This is a genomic window from Roseivirga spongicola (genome assembly GCF_034376045.1).
GTDB lineage: Bacteria > Bacteroidota > Bacteroidia > Cytophagales > Cyclobacteriaceae > Roseivirga > Roseivirga spongicola.
In genome coordinates, this window is the sequence record NZ_CP139724.1 from 2,743,601 (window position 1) to 2,760,507 (window position 16,907).

Annotated in this window: 17 protein-coding genes and 1 tRNA gene; 6 read left to right on the forward strand and 12 right to left on the reverse strand. The window is 40.1% G+C overall.

From position 1 onward, the window contains the following. Nucleotides 1-277 precede the first annotated feature (277 nt). On the reverse strand, nt 278-1,564 hold the full coding sequence (locus T7867_RS12205) for a serine hydrolase domain-containing protein (RefSeq protein WP_322299355.1): 1,287 nt from the start codon (nt 1,562-1,564) through the stop codon (nt 278-280). A gap of 234 nt (nt 1,565-1,798) precedes the next feature. On the opposite strand from T7867_RS12205, the gene T7867_RS12210 reads away from it, so the two are divergent. Next, nucleotides 1,799-3,088: a DEAD/DEAH box helicase gene (locus tag T7867_RS12210; RefSeq protein WP_322299356.1), complete on the forward strand. Its 1,290-nt coding sequence runs from the start codon at nt 1,799-1,801 to the stop codon at nt 3,086-3,088. A gap of 141 nt (nt 3,089-3,229) precedes the next feature. Here T7867_RS12210 and T7867_RS12215 read toward each other — a convergent pair whose 3' ends face one another. The 6 genes from T7867_RS12215 to T7867_RS12235 form a co-directional block, all read right to left on the reverse strand. Further along, on the reverse strand, nt 3,230-3,829 hold the full coding sequence (locus tag T7867_RS12215) for a mobile mystery protein B (protein WP_185101308.1): 600 nt from the start codon (nt 3,827-3,829) through the stop codon (nt 3,230-3,232). After that, nucleotides 3,814-4,275, reverse strand: coding sequence for a mobile mystery protein A (locus T7867_RS12220; protein ID WP_068224976.1), 462 nt, complete (start codon nt 4,273-4,275; stop codon nt 3,814-3,816). The genes T7867_RS12215 and T7867_RS12220 overlap by 16 nt, the downstream gene beginning before the upstream one ends. Before the next feature lie 176 nt (nt 4,276-4,451). Continuing rightward, nucleotides 4,452-5,021 (reverse strand): hypothetical protein, encoded by a 570-nt coding sequence (locus tag T7867_RS12225; RefSeq protein WP_068225057.1) that lies wholly within the window; start codon nt 5,019-5,021, stop codon nt 4,452-4,454. 98 nt (nt 5,022-5,119) lie between these two features. Beyond that, nucleotides 5,120-5,683 (reverse strand): hypothetical protein, encoded by a 564-nt coding sequence (locus T7867_RS12230; protein WP_068224978.1) that lies wholly within the window; start codon nt 5,681-5,683, stop codon nt 5,120-5,122. A 698-nt stretch (nt 5,684-6,381) separates the two neighbouring features. Next, complete coding sequence (locus T7867_RS19680; protein ID WP_068224979.1) at nt 6,382-6,687, reverse strand: GIY-YIG nuclease family protein; 306 nt, start codon at nt 6,685-6,687, stop codon at nt 6,382-6,384. A gap of 37 nt (nt 6,688-6,724) precedes the next feature. Beyond that, nucleotides 6,725-6,798 (reverse strand) — tRNA-Ile (locus tag T7867_RS12235). Between the two features lie 74 nt (nt 6,799-6,872). On the opposite strand from T7867_RS12235, the gene T7867_RS12240 reads away from it, so the two are divergent. Then, nucleotides 6,873-7,496, forward strand: a complete 624-nt coding sequence (locus T7867_RS12240) for an HAD family hydrolase (protein ID WP_068224981.1) — start codon at nt 6,873-6,875, stop codon at nt 7,494-7,496. A gap of 65 nt (nt 7,497-7,561) precedes the next feature. Here T7867_RS12240 and T7867_RS12245 read toward each other — a convergent pair whose 3' ends face one another. The 5 genes from T7867_RS12245 to T7867_RS12265 form a co-directional block, all read right to left on the reverse strand. Further along, on the reverse strand, nt 7,562-7,864 hold the full coding sequence (locus tag T7867_RS12245; RefSeq protein WP_068224982.1) for a rhodanese-like domain-containing protein: 303 nt from the start codon (nt 7,862-7,864) through the stop codon (nt 7,562-7,564). 2 nt (nt 7,865-7,866) lie between these two features. Continuing rightward, entirely contained in the window at nt 7,867-9,639 is a 1,773-nt protein-coding gene (locus tag T7867_RS12250; protein ID WP_157717728.1) for a T9SS type A sorting domain-containing protein, read from the reverse strand. Between the two features lie 83 nt (nt 9,640-9,722). Further along, a complete protein-coding gene (locus T7867_RS12255; protein WP_273275335.1) occupies nt 9,723-10,508 on the reverse strand; it encodes a PASTA domain-containing protein in 786 nt (261 codons plus the stop codon). Nucleotides 10,509-10,677: 169 nt separating this feature from the next. Next, on the reverse strand, nt 10,678-10,914 hold the full coding sequence (locus T7867_RS12260; RefSeq protein ID WP_273275333.1) for a NifU family protein: 237 nt from the start codon (nt 10,912-10,914) through the stop codon (nt 10,678-10,680). 3 nt (nt 10,915-10,917) lie between these two features. Next, nucleotides 10,918-12,012 carry an Mrp/NBP35 family ATP-binding protein gene (locus T7867_RS12265; protein WP_068225059.1) on the reverse strand — a complete coding sequence of 365 codons (1,095 nt, stop codon included), beginning with the start codon at nt 12,010-12,012 and terminating at the stop codon, nt 10,918-10,920. A gap of 114 nt (nt 12,013-12,126) precedes the next feature. On the opposite strand from T7867_RS12265, the gene dnaG reads away from it, so the two are divergent. The 4 genes from dnaG (at nt 12,127) to surE (ending at nt 16,790) form a co-directional block, all read left to right on the forward strand. Next, nucleotides 12,127-14,037 (forward strand): DNA primase, encoded by a 1,911-nt coding sequence (gene dnaG / locus T7867_RS12270; RefSeq protein ID WP_068224989.1) that lies wholly within the window; start codon nt 12,127-12,129, stop codon nt 14,035-14,037. 53 nt (nt 14,038-14,090) lie between these two features. After that, nucleotides 14,091-15,230 carry a 3,4-dihydroxy-2-butanone-4-phosphate synthase gene (gene ribB, locus T7867_RS12275; RefSeq protein WP_084375770.1) on the forward strand — a complete coding sequence of 380 codons (1,140 nt, stop codon included), beginning with the start codon at nt 14,091-14,093 and terminating at the stop codon, nt 15,228-15,230. A gap of 64 nt (nt 15,231-15,294) precedes the next feature. Then, nucleotides 15,295-15,951 (forward strand): hypothetical protein, encoded by a 657-nt coding sequence (locus tag T7867_RS12280; protein WP_068224991.1) that lies wholly within the window; start codon nt 15,295-15,297, stop codon nt 15,949-15,951. 62 nt (nt 15,952-16,013) lie between these two features. Further along, entirely contained in the window at nt 16,014-16,790 is a 777-nt protein-coding gene (gene surE / locus T7867_RS12285; protein ID WP_068224993.1) for a 5'/3'-nucleotidase SurE, read from the forward strand. Nucleotides 16,791-16,907: the final 117 nt, after the last annotated feature.

Genomic DNA, 16,907 nt, shown 5'->3' on the forward strand with positions numbered 1-16,907 from the left:
TCTACTTTCCCGAACGGCTTTCATCACATAGATCATAGGCTGATTTACCTATTGGCTGTAATGCTTCGCTATGTGAGTTGAAATTTTTCATTTCGTTGTTATGGCTGCAAATGTACTGAAAAGGATTTTGAATTTGCAAGTGACTGATTTTCAGTGGTTAACTTTTTGCTCTTTATATATAAATGCTAAGTATTTGATAGTCAGGTTTTTGTGTCAGTAAAATTTTTTCAATAAAATTTGAAATTCTTGTAAAACCCTAGTAAGCGTTTATACGAATTTAGTTTATTGATTGGTAAATAAGTTTATACATTCCATCCCAAAAACCACCTCCCTGAAAAGCATTCACTTGTGTCATTCCAACGAAAATCATGTTTTGCTGAGGGGCTATAAAGAACTTGGTATTGAAGTATCCGCTCCATTCATAAGTGCCTGGAGATTTCGGACTCTTCTTGGTGGGTTTGTCTTGATAGAGCTGAAAGCCTAATGCAAAACTGCCATCGGGGCCTTTAGGATAGTTTTCATAGTCATTTATCACTAAAGGAAGTTGGTCTTTGGTCATTTCAGCCATGGCTTCTGATCCAAGTAGTTCTCCACCTCCTTCAACCAGCGTTTGTATGAAACGTGCATAATCTAATGCTGTAGAACTTAACCCCGCACCTCCAGCAAAGAAATCCCTAGGTCCTTGCTTTGGGTAGTCGATAAGAGCACTCATGCCTAGTTGATCGGTAGACATAAAAGTGCCGTTTATTTTCTGAGCTAAAGGTACTAGTCTATCGTGCTTAGATTCAGGTAAATAAAAGTAGGTGTCTTCCATTCCAACAACATCAAATATGTGCTCCTTAAAGTAGGTATTTAGTTTCTGGCCAGAGACTACTTCTATAATTCTTCCCATCACATCCATGTTGAGCCCATAAGAAAAACGTGCTCCCGGTTGATGGGCTAGTGGTACTTCTGCAAGTCTGTTAATCCACTCTTCCGTAGACCATGTGGGGTGAGTAAACCCAACGTTCATATCGAATTGATCATATACAGCCATAATTTTGCCTGGGTTGAATGATCCATATACTATACCTGAGGTGTGGGTCATTAGGTTTCTGATGGTTATAGGTTTGTTTACAGGTAAGGTAGTGTAAGTGGAGTCACTAGGGTTGAATTGGTCTAAGACCACTTGGTTTTTAAATGCCGGTATGTACTCATATACCGGGTCGTCTAAGTTAATTTTGCCTTGTTCTACCAGTTGCATAATGGAAACTGAAGTAATAGCCTTTGTCATAGATGCTATCCGGTAAATCCCTTCATTTTTTATACTATTTCCAGTTATCTCTCCATAGCTTTTGTGGTAAACTATTCGGCCATTCCTAGCAATTAGAAACGTGCCTCCTGGTATTATGGTGTCGTTTATTGCTGTTTGTATATAGTTATCTAACTCTGTTTCGAATGTAGAGCTGAAGCCTTGCTCGCTAGGAGAAGCATAAGAAAGCCAGTTTTCCTCTGAACTTTCTTTTGAAGGTTGGCAACTGACTATTAAAAGGATTAGGAGGATTGAGAGTAGGTTGAGTTTCATGGCTTATTTTTTCAGGAAGATAACATAAGATGCTTAACCATTTGGCCTTCCTTAGATAGTGCAGTTTGTTTACTTCTTTTATATATAAGAGTGGAAAACCTTAAGTATCCATTTTTCTTAATGAGTAAAAGCAAGGATTAAATTCATGAGTAAGGTAGGAATAGGCTATGGCTAGAATTAGCTGTAACTTTGCATGGCTCAATAATGCAATAGGGCAGTACTCTAATTTTATATATGTCATTCGCTACCCTTGGTTTGTCCAAGTCTTTGTTACACGCTATTAACAAAAAAGGATATACCACTCCCTCGCCAATTCAAGAAAAAGCAATTCCTCACATTTTAAAAGGAAGTGATGTAATGGCTTCCGCCCAAACGGGAACTGGCAAAACCGCAGGTTTTACCCTGCCTCTTCTGCAAATCCTTTCCGAAGGCCATCAGCCAAGACGAAGGCCAATTCGGGCTTTAGTACTTACGCCTACTAGAGAACTTGCGGCCCAAGTACATGAAAATGTAAAAACCTATAGCGAGTTTCTTCATGTGGAGTCTGCCGTTATTTTCGGAGGGGTTAACCAAAACCCTCAGATTCGAGCTTTAAGAAATGGTGTGGATGTTCTAATTGCCACACCTGGGCGTCTGTTGGATTTGGTTGGTCAGGGCCATATTTCTCTTGCTCATGTAGAAATTCTAGTGCTAGACGAAGCAGATAGAATGTTGGATATGGGCTTTCATAGAGATATTAAAAAGATACTTCCTCTTCTTCCTTCAAAAAGACAGAACCTTTTGTTTTCGGCTACTTTTTCGAAGGAAATAAAAGAACTGGCTGGCTCGTTTTTGCAAGATCCTGTTTTAGTAGAAGTGAATCCGGAAAACTCTGCTTCGGAACAAGTTCAACAATTTCTCTATCATGTAGATAGAAAGCAGAAGTCTGAAGTAGTCTTGAAAATGATTAAAGAAGGCGACTGGCAGCAGGTTCTTATCTTTATGAGAACCAAGCACGCATGCAATCGGCTAAGTGTTAAGCTAAACAAAAACGGAATAACAGCTGCTGCTATTCACGGAGAGAAAAGCCAAGGCGCTAGAACCAAAGCCTTGGCGGGATTTAAGAAAGGGACTGTACGCGTGTTGGTGGCAACAGATATTGCAGCCCGTGGTTTAGATATTCCTTTGCTTCCTTATGTTGTCAATTTTGAACTGCCAAAGGCAGCTGAAGACTATGTGCATAGAATAGGAAGAACAGGGCGAGCTGGGGCAAATGGAGAGGCAATTTCCTTGCTAGATGCAGAAGAATTTCCGTTGGTTAAGGGAATAGAAAAACTACTCGAACACCGACTAAATATTGAAGTAATCAAGGGCTTTGAGCCTACTGGAGATTTGTCAGCTGCAAGTAAGCCAAAGTCAACTCAGACTACCCAACCAAGGAAGAAATCAGGTCAGCCAAAGTCAAACAAACCAAAGTCTAATTCAACTTCAGAGAAGCCATACAGAAGTAAGAGGTTTAACTCCAAGCGAAGGAGGAGGGGGTGACAGTGGTTGCCTATTGAGTTGATCTCTCTTAAAATAGATTTATAGTTGGCTTTTTTTGTTATTCTATTTGTTGAAACCCGTTATCAGTTGCGACAAGCATAGGAGTCTTAGGATCATTTTGAGGGGTCTTGTTGTTGGGGCTTAAGTTCTCACAAACTCCACTAACCCAGAATAATCATGATTGTCGGCTTGCCTTAATGCTTGAATATATTGTGACCTCACATTCCCTTGGTTGTCAATGTTGGTACTTCCCCAAGTAAATGGCTCTAAGCCAAAAACATCCATAAGCAGTCGGTCAGTCGCTAGTCGAGCGTGTCTACCATTACCATTCGGAAATAAATGTATCCACACCAATCTATGATGAAACCTTACAGCAATTTCATCCGATGGAAATGTTTCATGCTCTATCCAATAATTCATGTCATTAATTAGTTGGCGAAGCTCAATTGGTACTTGAACCCAATCAATTCCGATACTCTTTTCAGATCGTCTGAAGTCACCAGCCCATTGCCAAACCTTCCCAAACATTTGTTTGTGAAGGGTGGTCAAGAACTCTTCGGAAACCACATTCTTTTTATTTCGCCTTCTCTCACACCAAGAATAGGCTTGATTGATATTTTCCTGTTCCCAACGGTTGAGTTCTTCACGGGTAGATATATGAGAGAGTTTTAAGCCAACTGCTTCATCGGGATCGAGAGGTGTTGCGCCATCTGGTTCTTCAAATATCATTTGATCTCCCATAACTCTTTATCACCCTCTATCAGGATACGATCAACCATATCACTTATGGCCTTTTCCTTTTCAGGCTCACTTAAGTTTTGAAGCTCTAAGCGCATGGTGTGATCAAGTCGTTCCATGCGACTTAAAGCAAGTTTTCTAGCCTGTGATCTAACAGTATTTTCAAGGCTTTCTTTAGGAACAAAGCCATATACAAACTTCATCCCTAACCCTTCAGCTACCTTATTCATAGTTGATAGCTTGAGGTTTTCTTCGGGTTCAGCTTGCTCCATATGAGTTATGCGAGGTTGATTAACACCAACTCTTTTTGCCAATTGAGCAGTTGTCATCCCTAAGGCTTCCCGAATTGTTTTTATCCATCCGTTTGACGGTAAAGGAGGTGTAGACCTAAATTTAACAAGCTTTTTATCAAGCTGTTCACGTACTAATAACTTGTCCCAGTGGTTCATTAGATTACCTTTATGTAATAAATATAAGGTGTAATTATTATATAAATGTAATTAAAAAAGAACTATTCTATTATAGTGAGGTAATTGGAAAGCCCGATTCAATCAGGCTTTCTATATTAATCGACCGTTAGAAGGCTGTTATCCATGATTGGTGATCTTCTCAGATGGTGTCTGCTTTAAAACCAATTAAAACCAACTTCAAAAGAGAGCACTACAACCTCTCGATCTATATCATTGTCTAATCTTGCCCATCCCATCTGCAATTGTGTTTGAAGGTCTAATACAAAGCTTTTCTTTTGTACTAATTCATAGCCTGTACTAAAGGCTACTGCTCCACCAAAATTCCAATCTTCTTCTTCAATACTATCTTCATAGAATGCTGGAAAATCCATAGCCAAACCTGCACCGGCATTTATCCACCATCGGTCCTTTACCCAATATTGTACAGAAGGCATCAATGCATCAAAACTTCGGTCTTTGTCTTCGAGTTCGTAACCCATTCCTGCGTAGGTTGCTAGAATGGCTAGACGATCATTGACCATCCAACCTACTTTCAAGTTTGGAAAACTGCCACCGGCTTGAGCATCATCGAAAGGTACTGCTTGATCGCTGTCGGATATACTGATGACACCCCCGCCAATTCCAAAACCAATAACAAATCCGTTTCTGTCAATTGGCTTGGTGTCATTTTGACCATAGGAGAGTAGCGCGCAAAATGTGAATATGATAATTAATATGTTTTTCATTTTTTTGATAATTAAAGTGATTAAATGTTTTAGGAGCATTGCCAAAATCTAATCCCGGCAATGAATCTTTGGATGTATAGAAAATTGCTCTGTTTATGCTAGAATCTATATCCTATTCGCAAGTGCATATTCAATTCTATTTCACTTTTGTCCTTAGAATAACCAGCACGTTCTGCAAAGGTGTAGCTGTACCCTACACCAATTCCTGCTTCATAATTAAAATGGTCTCCTAGATTTCTTCTAATTCCCCATGTAGGTATAATGGCGAAATCACTTACCACTGGAGCCTCGTCAGTATTGAAAAGAGCCAATTCTGGATGGTAACTAGTTTTTATAGCAATGAAATTGCCGCTGTTTCCATCAGTTCGTTGAGAATTTTCTGAACGTCTTTTGAGGTTGTAATAGAATCTTGGCTCAACCACTATAACAGGTGTGAGAATGAACGGAGAATCATAATCATCGTAATAAGTAGTTTCCCAAATACCAAAATCAAAGCCAAGCTCTGTTCTTAGTGCTATGGCGTTTGATAGTTTTGCTTCATTGTATGCCCAGATTCCTAAAACTCCAGTTTGTACTCCGAAGGTTGATTTTTCAACGCTTGTTTCTTGTGCTTTGGCGGCTAATGTGCTAAAGAATAAAAGAATGAATAGTAGATTTTTCATGACCTTAAATTTTTAATGTTGTTTGAAATAAATTGCTTCTTACAAAGGTCAGGAAGAACTCAAAGTGAGGGATATGAACTATGCTGTCTAATTCATAAAGTTTAAGGATAGTTTAAAAATTATGGAGCAGCGATATAAATTATGAAGCAAAACATGCTGTAAGCCACCCTCAAAGGGGGAAAATTGTCAATCTTGATTTGTTGTATGTATCACAAGCTTTAAAATACCAAATGAAAGGTCAGGCTCTTTCTTTAGTACAGAGAATTTTGTTGTAAGGCGGAGTCCATCTTCTTAGAGAACATCACCATGGAGGATTTGGTATTTCTGAGCAGGCAGAGGCAATTAGTAACAGCCGTTCTAATCTATTCAATAAAATAAAGCAACAGAATAAGCTTTTAGCGAGTTAATTCATAGGCCAGATTCGATAGGGGAAGAGTATTGCTCTGAAGTACTTCTATAACTGTTTTCAAAGTATCTTTTAAAGTTGGGTTTGAAAATACCTCCTTTTGATACTCTCGTTATATCGTATGCCGAAAACTTGTCTTATAGCTTTTGTTTATTTTACACTTATTTGTGTAAACCAACTTCAAGACAAGATATCAATTGAATTGCTAAAGAGGATGTAAATATGTGCGTCCATAAACAAAAATAGCACAACCTTTCGATTGTGCTATTTGTGGGCCCACCTGTCCCGATAGCTATCGGGACGAACCAGGGTATCTCAATAATAACTTTGTCATGATTTCAGGGTATTTCTTGAGATTCTGAATATATACTCTGCTCTTCATCTTCTTGATGTGGTTTTCGATTAGCTTGGCTTGCCTAATATTTGAGCATAAATGCTGATAATATAACTCCCAGTCATTGGCAATGCTTGTGAACTTTTCATTGCCATATACCTTATTAAGATGAAGTTCAAGTCTTTTTGTGGGTTCTAGTTCAGTGCTTCCTGTATAAAACTTATTTAGTGACTTGCTGCAAAGGATGTAAATGTGTGCGTCCATAAACAAAAATAGCACAACCTTTCGATTGTGCTATTTGTGGGCCCACCTGGGCTCGAACCAGGGACTTTCTGATTATGAGTCAGATACTCTAACCAACTGAGTTATAGGCCCTTTTCAATTGCTTAAGAAAGCCGTTGAAAATTGGAGTGCAATGTTACATATTTGACCTTAATTAAACAAAGTTCATGGCTATAGAAATATCAAATATCTCGTACATAATTTTCGACCTTGGCGGTGTTATTATCGATTTGGACACCGAAGCTACTTATAGAGCATTTGCTGAGGTTTCTGGTAAGCCTTTGCCAATGGTTCAAAGTTTAGCTGCCGAAGCTGATTTTTTCAAAACTTATGAGAGAGGAGAGATCGATGACCCTACGTTCCGCGCTCACTTAAGAGAAGAGCTTGAGTTTACTGGTGAAGAGGGCTTGTTAGACGAAGCATGGAATGCGATGCTTGGACCTATTACTAAGGAGCGATTTGAGTTACTAGAAAAGTTGGCAGAGCAGTATGACCTATATGTGATGAGCAATACGAATGAAATCCATGTAAGAAGGTTTCTTAATATTGCCAAGTATACTTCTCCTCAAAAAGATTTTCATGACTATTTTAAGCAGGTCTACTTCTCTCAAGAAGTGGGAGCAAGAAAACCTGAGCCTCAGGCTTGGCAGGTAATCTTAAATGATCATCAACTGAATGCTTCAGAAGGGTTGTTTATCGATGACAATAAAATGAATATAGAAGCCGCTGCTAAACTAGGTCTACAAGTTTACCATAACCAAAACGTAAATGATTGGATGAAACTCTTTTAGAGGTTCATTCAATCCTAACACAAGAAGTTTAGCGAATCAAGCGTCTCTTTAATGGGGAGTGGGGACTAAAACCCTGCAGCTCTATAGGCGTCAATACCGCCTGTCATGTTAATTACTTTGCCGAAGCCTTGCTGTCTTAGGTACATTTGGGCTTGAGAAGCTCTTTTACCGGACTTGCAATGAATAACTATCTCAGCTTCCTTTAATTCAGCTAAATCAGAAATTTTATGGGGTATTTCAGCTAATGGAATATTCTGTGCGCCAATATTGTCTTCTTCATACTCCCAAACTTCGCGCACATCTATAAAACAAAAATCTTCTCCGTTATCTAATCTGTCTTTTACCTCTTGAACGGTGATGTTCTCCATTTTTATTCCTTTAGTATTATTCTTTTAAAGCTTACATTTCCGCCTTGGCTAAGGCGCAGCAAATATATTCCTTTTTTGTTGAAGCTTAGGTCTATTGTATATCCGTTTGCCACTTTGCTAAGCTCATAATTTGCCACTTTGCCCCAATTGTCAAAAACCGAAAGGTTCTCCAGTTCACCTTCAAAGAAAAGTATACCCTCAGTAGGGTTAGGGTAAAGTTTAATGTCTCTGGCTTCGCCTGAATCTGCCTCTTCAAAGTTGGCTGCGGTTTCTTTATCGAACCTAGGGCGCATGAGAAAGCTACCTGTCACAAACTCGTTTTCTTGCCATTGTCCGCTTACGTTATAGTACATCTTGTCACCAGAGTCTATGTTCTTATCAAGACCTACTGCTAGAAACTCGTTAGTACCTTGTTCAAAACCAATGTAAATAGTGTCTTGAACAAAAATTGGGGTTTCTAGTGCATACGCTCTCAATTCGCCAATGCTAGAAGGCCTTAAGACACTATATGAGTTTTGGTACAAGATCGATTCTGGGTCATTATTCAGGTTGTTCCAAACATAAAGTTCAATTGGTTCTCCAGCTTGTTGAACAAATGGGAAGTTAATGTCTATGTGAGTCAGCAGTGCTCTTCCTTCTACATAATATGCATAAGCTAATTTGCCACCTCTTTGATTGATACCAGCAGCAAAGTCTGGTTCACCGTCATCGTAAGCCAGATAGTCATCTATTACAGTAATTACTTTTACGGTGTCATTCAGTCTGTAGTCAATGTTGGTGTTAAAGGTGGTGTCTACACCTGGGTTAATACGCTCAATAAAATAGTTGTCGCCAGACCTGATTACGTAAGAGGTTTCTAGCCACAGAGAGTCGGCCAAGGCATTTAAATTGGCAGAAAGCGCAGGAGAGGTAAAGGTTCTTCTTTCAAAAGCTCCGGGCAAGGGGTTAGCCACTCTATCGTCATTCAGTACTTCTATTTGTTCATTGGCAATTAACTCTCTAACGGTTGTGGTAAACTGAATGGGTTGAAAAGATGAATTTAAGTTGTAGAAGCCAACATTGGTTTCTTGTAAGTAGCGCGATGGGTTAGCAAAGAATTGCTCTGTGGGCATTGCCGAGTATGGCGCGGTCAAGAACGAAGGCTTTCGGGTAAGGGCTCTGTCTAGGTAAGCTGTGTCTGCTTCGTAGCGAGAATCGTTCAAATAAACGTAGTCTAGAAGCCAAGTATCGAAAGCTCCTGAAAGTCTTGAATAAGATTGAAATTTGAACTGAAAGGTGTCTGAGAAGTATTCAGAGTTTACTTTAATGTTTTCTTGGAAAAACTCTCCAGTTTCTAAATTTATACCACCGGTAGTAGACCAAACAGACCGCCATGTACCATCAGGTGTTTTAAACTCAAGGCTTAAACTGTCTTCTTCATCGGGTAATTCTCCATTGCCCGTTACTTGCCAGAAAAAGCTTAAGTAAACCGAGTCGGCTTGGCTTGCTTCTAAAGTAGCTAGGTTAATAGGATGAGAAACAAGGCTATCTGTCTTTCCATTAATTAGGCTCGATGCATTATAAGGTGCCCCATTAGCATCTACACCATCAAAGATAGCCACGTTTATAGTAGGAGCATTTACCCCTGTGCCATTGCTTATTCTAACCTGATTGCCACTAAGCCATAGGTTGGATGAAGGAACAATGGAAGCGGTACTAAAATCGTCCCAGAAGGGGAGGCTAAGAGTAGCTTGAGACTGTTGCGCAGAATATGGAACGGAGTTAAGGCTCCACATTGTATTTGGAAGAGGGCGCTCAACGATTTGCCCTTTCACAATCGTACAGAGAAGTAAAAGCCCTATGATCCAAACTGATTTCCTCACTGCTGTGGCTCTTCTTCCTCTTCTTCTTTTTCCTTATTAATCCACACCTCAATTAAGTCTCCAGTTCTTACCATAGCACCTACCGGAGGTAGTTGTTTGTACACTCTGTTAGGAGGAACGGTGTCGTTGAGTATGTAGTTAATCTCGTCAAGTTTTAAGCCTGAAGCTTGAATTTGAAACTTAACCTCATCGGCAGACTTGCCAAGGAAATCTGGAGTAGGAAAGCTTTTGATACCCTCGCCATTACCTATCACTAAGTCTATTGTAGAACCTTTGTAAATCATGGTTCCAGTGGTAATATCTTCATCGTTTAATTTCTGAGAAATTACCGCGTTTACTCTTCTGTCTGGCACATAAGAGATTTCTCCAAGTTTAAGGCCGTGGCTGTTTAGTATATCTGCTGCGTTCGGTAAGTCAGTGTTGATCAGGTTAGGCATGCGCACTTGCGGTGGAACATTGGCGTTAAGTGTAAGGTAGATTTTCCTGTCTTCCTTTACCTTGGCACCGCCCTTTGGATTTTGGCTAAGAATAAATTCAGGGTCGTAGTCTTCAGAAAAACCTGAGTCTTCGGTAACTACGTACTGAAGATTTCTATTGGTTAAGAATTCATCTATATCATCGAAAGACTTACCTACCAGATCGGGTACCGTAATGGTCTCGTTGTGGTTGGTAGTAGACGGTAGGTATACATAAAAAAAGAAAAGTAGGGCAACTAATCCGATGCCTACCATAATTCCGATGTTCTTAAGAAAGCTTAAAATATTGAAGGGCTTTTTGCTCATTTCCAAAGTTTAGAACGGCCAAAAATGAAAATCATTTTATCCGTTGAGGGCTAATCGCCAACAAAGATAACTATTAGTTCAACGTGTCAAATTTAAGCTGATAATTCAATGACCACCAACAAAAAAGGCGCTTCAAAAAAAGCGCCTCTTAAAGAATTGTAATTCTTTATTAAGCTTCGGCTACATTTACTGCTACTACTTCCTTCACTTCAGGAATATCTCGCTTAATAGCCTCTTCAATTCCGGCTTTCATGGTCATGTGAGACATTGGGCACGATTCGCACGCTCCTTCTAACTCGAGCTTCACCACCATGTCTTCAGTTACTTCCAGCACACGAACATTTCCTCCGTCTGCAATCAGAAAAGGTCTGATTTTCTCAAGTGCTGTTTCAATTCTCTCAAGCATATTTTAAACGTTAATTTCTACTTTCTTCGTTTCAGCCTTTTCTGCGTTTCTTATGGCTATTTTCTGAGCCACAACTTCTGCCACATTTTTAAAAGCTTCTCCTGTAATATCGCTATTCATAATGGCCGGGTATCCCACATCTCCACCTTCTCTAATTCCTTGTACCAGAGGTATTTCGCCTATGAATGGAACGTTATGTTTCTCGGCAAGTTTTCTTCCGCCTCCTTTACCAAAAATATAGTATTTGTTTTCTGGTAATTCCTCGGGTGTAAAGTAAGCCATATTTTCAATCACTCCAAGAACCGGAACATTGATTTGGGCTTGCTGAAACATGTTCAACCCTTTTTGCGCATCGGCAATAGCTACTTTCTGTGGAGTTGTTACCAAAACAGCACCAGTTACAGGTACAGTTTGAACTAGTGTAAGATGAATATCACTGGTGCCAGGAGGGAGGTCTATAAATAAATAGTCTAACTCGCCCCATTCGGTATCTGCAATAAATTGCTTAAGTGCACTGCTGGCCATAGGCCCACGCCAAACCACGGCATTTTCTGCAGGGGTTAATAGCCCAATAGAAATAAGCTTTACACCGTATTGTTGCACAGGAATAATCAGGTTTTTGTCTCCTTCTTTCTTTATACCTGGTTGTTCATGCTCGCAGTTGAACATGGTAGGCATAGAAGGGCCAAAAATATCGGCATCAATAACTCCAACTTTAGCCCCTTGTTTGGCTAATGCCACAGCCAGATTAGCCGTTACAGTAGATTTTCCAACACCACCTTTACCAGAAGCTACAGCGATAATATTTTTAACATCCGGTAGAAGCGGTGCATTATCTCTAGTAGAAGTTACATGAGAACTCATGGTAACTGTTACCTCAATATCTTCTCCAATGTACTTGGCAATTGCCTCTTCACAATCTTTTCTAATTAGCTCCTTTAGCGGACACGCAGGAGTAGTGAGCATTACGGTAAACCCTAGCTTGTTTCCGTCAATCTCAATGTCCTGAATCATATTAAGAGTTACCAAGTCTTTCTTAATATCTGGATCTTGAACGTTTCTTAAGGCCGCTAAAACCGCTTCTTTACTCAATGCCATCTTCTCAAATTTGGGTGCAAATAAAAGGCTTTCGCCCGACATTTAATAAAAACATCGGTACATAGGAATAGTTCATGTTTCGCGTAACACAATCAACTATATTTGAAACCCTTTATGGCCATAAGCGATTCAACAATTCAGGAGATAAAAAATCGTATCGATATAGTCGAAGTTATCAGCGATTTTGTCAGTCTAAAAAAGGTAGGTAGCAACTACAGAGGCTTAAGTCCTTTCACCAATGAAAAGACTCCTTCTTTCTATGTTTCGCCAAGTAAAGAGATTTTCAAGTGCTTCAGCTCAGGAAAGGGTGGAGACGCCATTTCGTTTGTGATGGAAGTTGAGGGAATCAGTTACATTGAGGCCCTCAAGTATCTGGCTGGTAAATACGGAATTGAGGTTCAGGAAGAAGAACAAACCGATGAGCAAATTCAAGCTCAGAATGAAAGAGACAGTCTTTTCATTATACTGAACTTTGCTAGTGAATTTTTCAAAAAGCAGCTGTTTCAGTCAGAAGAAGGTAAGTCTATTGGTTTAAGCTACTTTAAAGAGAGAGGTTTTAATGAGCAAACCATTAAGACCTTTGAGCTTGGTTATTCTTTAGATCAGTGGGACGGTCTATTAAAAGAGGCCAAGAGTAAAGGGTATTCTGAAGATATTCTTGAAAAAGCCGGTCTTATACTCAGGCAGGAAAATAAGAAGTACGATCGTTTTAGAGGTAGGGTAATGTTTCCCATCCAAAACGTTGCTGGTAAGGTAATTGCGTTTGGAGCTAGAACACTCAGGTCGGACAAGAAGCAGCCTAAGTACATTAATTCTCCTGAAACAGATGTATACCACAAGAGTAATATCCTCTATGGAATCCATCAGGCAAGGCAGGCCATTCGGAACGAAGACCTGTGTTACTTGGTAGAAGGTTATACTGATGTTATATCCATGCACCAGGCTGGTGTTCATAATGTGGTGGCATCTAGCGGAACAAGCTTAACAAAGGAGCAAATTCAGCTAATCAGTCGCTACACCAAGAACATTACTGTTCTATACGATGGAGATAGTGCTGGAATTAAGGCCTCTTTCCGTGGAATCGATATGATTCTCGAGAATGATCTGGATGTAAGAGCGGTGGTTTTCCCTGACGGGCAAGACCCAGATAGTTTCTCCCGAACCATGACTTCCGATGCTTTTCAGGAATATCTGAAAAGCAACGCTCGAGATTTCATCACCTTTAAGACAGACATTCTTACCGATGGTGGTAAGCAAACCGATCCTACTAAAAAGGTGCAGGTAATAAGAGATATTATTGAGAGTATATCGCTTATTCCTGACGGAATTAAAAGGTCTGTCTATGTTTCTGCCAGTGCCAATTTGCTCGATGTTGAGGAGCAGGTATTGCTAAGTGAGCTGAATAAACTCATTATTCAGAAACAAAGGAAAGACAAAAAGCCGGAGGCTTATCAAGAAGAATTGCCACCACCTGTGGCAGAACCTCAGCAGAAGAAACCAGATATTGGTTCGCTTGCCTTTCCGGTAGAAAGAGAATGCCTTCGTCTCGTAATCAATTATGGTCATGAACCTTTCGATGAAGAAATGAGTATTGCCGAGTTTGTTTTGGGCGAAACCGAATCTATCAATTTTGAAAATAAATTGATCGAGGAAACACTCAATTGGGCTACTCAACTTTTAGATGAAGGAAAGAAATTAGATGCCGATCAGTTTATTGGGCCTAATAATCCGTCTATGAGTCAGTTGGTCATAGATATGCTAGAAATGAAATACTTTGTAAGTGAGGGTTGGGAAGAAAGGCACCGAATCAGCACAATGCATGAGTCAGAAGATTTACCGAATGCTGCTTATTCGGCCATTTTAAGGTTGAAAAGAAAGAAATTGGAGTCACTCATTCATCAGAATGAAGAGACCCTTAAAAAGTCTAAAAACCAAGATGAACAAGATGAGTTAATGAGAATGCATCAGCATTTGAAAATTATGCTCAAAGAGATCAATGATGAACTGGGTACCGTCATTTCATGATCATTTTTTCACCCCGCTGAACTTTATACCTTTGCAGGGCTTTTACTAGAGATATGTCTGAAGAAATTAAGCTTAATACCATTGAGGAGGCCATTGAGGCTATTAAGAACGGAGAAGTAATTATTGTAGTAGATGATGAAAACCGTGAAAATGAAGGAGACTTTATCTGTGCAGCAGACAAAGTAACTCCAGAGATCATCAATTTTATGGCTACTCATGGCCGAGGCCTTATTTGTGCTGCTGTTGTCGAAGATAGGTGCGATGAATTAGGACTCAACCTAATGGTTGACAATAACTCGGCAGCTTATGAAACTCCATTCACCGTTTCGGTAGATCTTATTGGCCACGGTTGTACCACGGGTATTTCTGCCTCAGACCGCGCCAAAACGGTAAAAGCTTTGGTAGACCCGAACATTCGACCTGAAGAATTGGGTAAGCCAGGCCATATTTTTCCCTTGAGAGCTAAACGAGGAGGGGTGTTAAGAAGAACAGGCCATACTGAGGCAGCTATGGATTTAGCCCGATTGGCAGGTTTGAATCCGGCTGGTGTTCTAGTAGAAATCATGAACGAAGATGGTACCATGGCCCGTTTACCGGACTTGGTTCATGTAGCAAAGCGCTTTAACCTGAAGCTGGTTTCTATAGAAGACTTAATCTCATATCGATTAGAAAATGAGAGTCTGATCGAAAGGGAAATGGGCATTGACTTGCCTACCGAATACGGAGATTTCCACTTACAAGCCTATAAGCAGATCAATACTAATGAAATGCACCTGGCAGTTATAAAAGGAGAGTGGGAGCCTGACGAGCCTGTACTCGTAAGAGTTCACTCATCTAGTACCCTTGGTGATATATTTGGTTTTAAGTTCGACTCTGGTAACCCTATTAAACATGCTCTTAGAATGATTGAATCTGAGGGTAAAGGTGTGGTACTCTATATGAATCAGAGTGCTAGAGGGCAGCGACTTATTCATGAAATGAAAATGTTGCAAAAAGATGGAGTAACAGAACAACCTTTGAGCCGTAAATTCGGTCTAAAGATGGACACCAAAGATTATGGAGTAGGTGCTCAAATTCTTAGAGATTTGGGTATATCTAAAATCAAGCTCATTTCTAATAATCCTCAAAAAAGAGTAGGTTTAATAGGGTATGGCTTAGAGATTTTAGAATATGTGGAGATGAAGAAGCTATAATTTTTCGCTTCTGTTCGCTCTACAAACGAAACATTCTAAGGGTAAACCGTAGTTTATAATAGTAATGAGAGCGTTCTTCTTTTTTGCTTTGTTGGTTTGTGGAGGTCTTACAGCCGTAGGGCAGCAGTTTCCTAGTGAGAAGTTTCACACGGGTTCAGTAACGCTTAATGACGGAACCGAACTCAAGGGTAGAATTAAGTATGACTTAACAGCAGACGTAATTCTGGTCATAGAAACTGGTAAAAGCAATGTCACTACCTTAAGCGCTAATCAGTTTCAGTACTTTTCAATTGATGGTGGTAAAGGAAAGGCCATGAGGTTTTTTTATGCCGTACCAGTAGTTAATCAGACAGGATACCGTAGGCCGAAAATCTTCGAGTTAATTCATCAAGGTGGAGTGTCACTTATAGCCAGAGAATACATTGCCACTCGTTCCAGGTCATCCTCTAACCGAAGTTCTTTTAGAAGAAGCATGTACGATCCATTTTATGGCCCGGGTAATCAAATTGTAACCTTTCGCTATTTAGCTTATGAATTGTGGCTGATAGATGAAAATGCCAACCTCACCGAAGTAGGGAATACTAAAAATGATGTGATTAGAGCATTTCCTGATCAGCATTCGGAGTTACGGAAATTCATAAAAAGAGAAAGACTGAGGGTAGATAAGTTGGTTGATCTCACCAAAGTGGTCGCGCATTACAATGAGTTGAAAAACTTATAATTTCAGACAATTCCCTTTAGACAAACTCTGTCCCTTCCAGCATAAAACAATATCTTTGAAGCATGTCAAAGCCACTTATTCTTGTTACTAACGATGACGGTATAGTTTCTAACGGCATTCGCGTTTTAGCGGAGGTAATGTCCGAAATAGGAGAGGTAATCGTAGTTGCTCCCGATAGTCCACAGTCTGGAATGGGGCATGCCATTACTATTGGTGAACCGCTACGTTTAATTCCAGAAGATCTTTTTGATGACCTTAACATAAAGAGTTATAAGTGCTCTGGAACACCTGCCGATTGTGTGAAGTTGGCTAAGCATCATGTATTTAAAGATAAGAGCCCAGACCTTGTGGTAAGTGGAATTAATCATGGTAGCAACTTAGCGGTAAGCGTTTTGTATTCTGGTACTATGTCTGCAGCTATTGAAGGAGCCATTGAAGGCTATCCCTCTATAGGTTATTCACTGGCAGATTTTTCTCACGATGCAGACTTTTCCCACACCAGAGATTACGTGAAGCAAATTGCAGAAGAAGTGCTAGCTAAAGGCCTTACCAAAGGCGTTGCACTGAATGTCAATTTTCCTCCTAAGCAAAATGAAAAGATAAAGGGTATTAAGATTTGTAGACAGGCAAAGGCACATTGGGAGGAGGAATTCGACCATAGGAAAGACCCTTATGGTAGACCATACTTTTGGTTAGCTGGCAATTTTGTTAACAATGACAAAGGTGAAGATACCGATGTGTGGGCTGTAGACCATAATTATGTGGCCGTAGTGCCTTGTCAGTACGATATGACAGCATATCATACCATGGCCCAAATTAATGACGATTGGGAGATTTAGGGCTAATGTTGAGCTGGAAGTCGGAAGCGGGAAGCCAGAAAGCCAGTTGCTGCGACTGAACCGTTGATCTATTGCCCCTTCAGGGGTTAGGGGTGGAGTGAGCTGGAAGCTCGGAGT

Coding starts and splice junctions, on each gene's coding strand:
- T7867_RS12205 (WP_322299355.1), bottom strand. CDS start 1,564: ATGAAACTCAACCTACTCTCAATCCTCCTAATCCTTTTAATAGTCAGT.
- T7867_RS12210 (WP_322299356.1), top strand. CDS start 1,799: ATGTCATTCGCTACCCTTGGTTTGTCCAAGTCTTTGTTACACGCTATT.
- T7867_RS12215 (WP_185101308.1), bottom strand. CDS start 3,829: ATGGGAGATCAAATGATATTTGAAGAACCAGATGGCGCAACACCTCTC.
- T7867_RS12220 (WP_068224976.1), bottom strand. CDS start 4,275: ATGAACCACTGGGACAAGTTATTAGTACGTGAACAGCTTGATAAAAAG.
- T7867_RS12225 (WP_068225057.1), bottom strand. CDS start 5,021: ATGAAAAACATATTAATTATCATATTCACATTTTGCGCGCTACTCTCC.
- T7867_RS12230 (WP_068224978.1), bottom strand. CDS start 5,683: ATGAAAAATCTACTATTCATTCTTTTATTCTTTAGCACATTAGCCGCC.
- T7867_RS19680 (WP_068224979.1), bottom strand. CDS start 6,687: ATGGACGCACACATTTACATCCTTTGCAGCAAGTCACTAAATAAGTTT.
- T7867_RS12240 (WP_068224981.1), top strand. CDS start 6,873: ATGGCTATAGAAATATCAAATATCTCGTACATAATTTTCGACCTTGGC.
- T7867_RS12245 (WP_068224982.1), bottom strand. CDS start 7,864: ATGGAGAACATCACCGTTCAAGAGGTAAAAGACAGATTAGATAACGGA.
- T7867_RS12250 (WP_157717728.1), bottom strand. CDS start 9,639: ATGTGGAGCCTTAACTCCGTTCCATATTCTGCGCAACAGTCTCAAGCT.
- T7867_RS12255 (WP_273275335.1), bottom strand. CDS start 10,508: ATGAGCAAAAAGCCCTTCAATATTTTAAGCTTTCTTAAGAACATCGGA.
- T7867_RS12260 (WP_273275333.1), bottom strand. CDS start 10,914: ATGCTTGAGAGAATTGAAACAGCACTTGAGAAAATCAGACCTTTTCTG.
- T7867_RS12265 (WP_068225059.1), bottom strand. CDS start 12,012: ATGGCATTGAGTAAAGAAGCGGTTTTAGCGGCCTTAAGAAACGTTCAA.
- dnaG (WP_068224989.1), top strand. CDS start 12,127: ATGGCCATAAGCGATTCAACAATTCAGGAGATAAAAAATCGTATCGAT.
- ribB (WP_084375770.1), top strand. CDS start 14,091: ATGTCTGAAGAAATTAAGCTTAATACCATTGAGGAGGCCATTGAGGCT.
- T7867_RS12280 (WP_068224991.1), top strand. CDS start 15,295: ATGAGAGCGTTCTTCTTTTTTGCTTTGTTGGTTTGTGGAGGTCTTACA.
- surE (WP_068224993.1), top strand. CDS start 16,014: ATGTCAAAGCCACTTATTCTTGTTACTAACGATGACGGTATAGTTTCT.